Here is a 1,996-nt window from a genome sequence, read left to right as displayed (position 1 = left end):
TCTTTATGCCTATAGTCATACTAAATTATTTTAATTATAAATAAATCGTTTTATCTACTGTGTGATGCATTTTAGCACTCAATGCATCACAAAATGCATCATGCCTTTCTCCCCCATCCCTGCCCTGCTATACTTATCCCAGGGGTGTCATCATGGATTATGACATTGGAGAAGTCAAGAATGGTGCAGAGCGTGAACACCCCAAAGTCACGGTTAAGCAGCGAGACCTTTCGCAGCCTGCCGATACACGGTAGGCGGTAAGCCGCCCGGATTGCTGGTATAAATGCGGATGCGGTACCGTTTGCAGCACATTTTAATGCCAATGCGAGATGCGCTACTGATCTGTTAACAGGACAAAAGCATGATTTTGGAGGCGGAAGCGAATTGCCGCCCTATAGCGCGGCCTATTGGAAAATCTAGGGAATCGTGGTAGTCAATTGTAGACAAATGTGTGTCAACTGGTATCTCCGGGTGTTTTGGGATACTGGAGGCGGACAGAGTAAAGAGGAAACGTTATTCGGTTGGGCAGATCAACCTTGAAGTCTCGGTGAGGAAGATTAGGGCTTGTTTAAAAAATAATATTGCACAAAACAGCTATATCCAGTAAAATTGACACATGAGAAAACGATACGGATTAACAAATGAAGAGTGGGTGGAGGCAAAGTATTTGAAAGTTTTGATGAAAACAAGTAGTTTTGAACAACCTGCCACCTCAAGCGTTACATCCGTTGCCGCCCGGATATGGGAAAAGGTCTGGCACGAAATCACGAACCACTTACTTCTTACCGTTTCTCTGCTTGCCGCGGTCGTCACTTCCTTTTTTAACATACCCCAATGGGGTTATATCGACGCAAAAGTGATTGTCTGTCTATTTGAACTGATGCTGATTGTAAAGGCGCTGGAAGAATACGGGCTTCTTAGGTCTCTCGCAGTTACTATCGCAAGCCGCTGTAAGGATGAACGACAACTGACGGCGGCGCTGTGCATGATTGCATTTTTTCTTTCCATGTTTACGACAAATGACGTTGCGGTGTTGACGGTTATCCCCATCCTGATTGTGCTTGCGAAGGAATGCGATTTTTCTGCGGCGTTTCCCTGCGTTTTGGTTACTGTTGCTGCGAACCTTGGAAGCTGCATGACACCGATCGGCAATCCGCAGAACCTTTATATTTTTTCGTTCTTTAAAATGGCCCCGGCATCTTTCTTTGGATATTCCGCACCTCTTTGCGTTGTGAGCTTTTTTCTGCTTACCATATCTAGTCTGTTCATTCGGCCCAAAAAGATTCAGCTCAGGATTAACAACGCACCTGTGACCGAGAAGAAAAAGGCAGCGGTATTTCTGCTGCTGTCGGTGCCGGTGATTGCAGGCGTCATGAGCTTCGTTCCCTATATAGTCACTCTTATGATCGTATTACCGGTTACCGTTGTTATAGATAGGAAGTTGCTGCGCAAAGCGGACTACCGGCTGTTACTGACCTTCGTATTCCTGTTCGTTGCGGTGGGTAACGTTGCCCATATACCCATGCTGAAAGGGCAGATAGCGGCACTCGCAGACAGTCCCATCAAAACTTATGTATCCTCGCTTCTTTTGAGCCAGATCATTAGCAATGTCCCAAGCACGGTCATGCTAGCGCCGTTCACCAGACAGATAAGTGCATTGTTTTACGGCGTGAATATCGGAGGGCTCGGTACACCCATCGCATCGCTTGCCAGCATCATCTCATTTTCCCTGTTCTGTCGGGCATTCGCACACAAAAAGATACAATTTGTTCGAGATTTCCTGCTGTATAATATTGGTTTGTGTCTTGTTCTGGGAGCTGCATTTGCTGTTGCCGTTATGAAATCGTAAGATACACTTAGAGCAATGGCATCAAGGACGGAAGCGCTTCGGGTCAGCTTGACCCAAGGCGATGCAATACCCCGAATGTTGTGCCGCCGTAATTGAGGGTGTCCTTAGCCTTTTGAAGCTCTCGGACTTGCTTCATCAGTTCCCTCT

At 46.4% G+C, this 1,996-nt stretch carries 1 protein-coding gene; it reads left to right on the top strand.

The window, feature by feature from the left end:
- The first annotated feature begins 667 nt into the window (after nt 1–667).
- Nucleotides 668–1,849: an SLC13 family permease gene (locus ABF463_RS14475; protein ID WP_415534739.1), complete on the top strand. Its 1,182-nt coding sequence runs from the start codon at nt 668–670 to the stop codon at nt 1,847–1,849.
- The last annotated feature ends 147 nt before the right edge of the window (nt 1,850–1,996 follow it).

The sequence above is a fragment of the Ethanoligenens sp. genome (assembly GCF_047718355.1).
Classification (GTDB): Bacteria; Bacillota; Clostridia; order Oscillospirales; family Ethanoligenentaceae; genus Ethanoligenens.
This window is presented reverse-complemented; position numbering and strand designations above follow the sequence as displayed.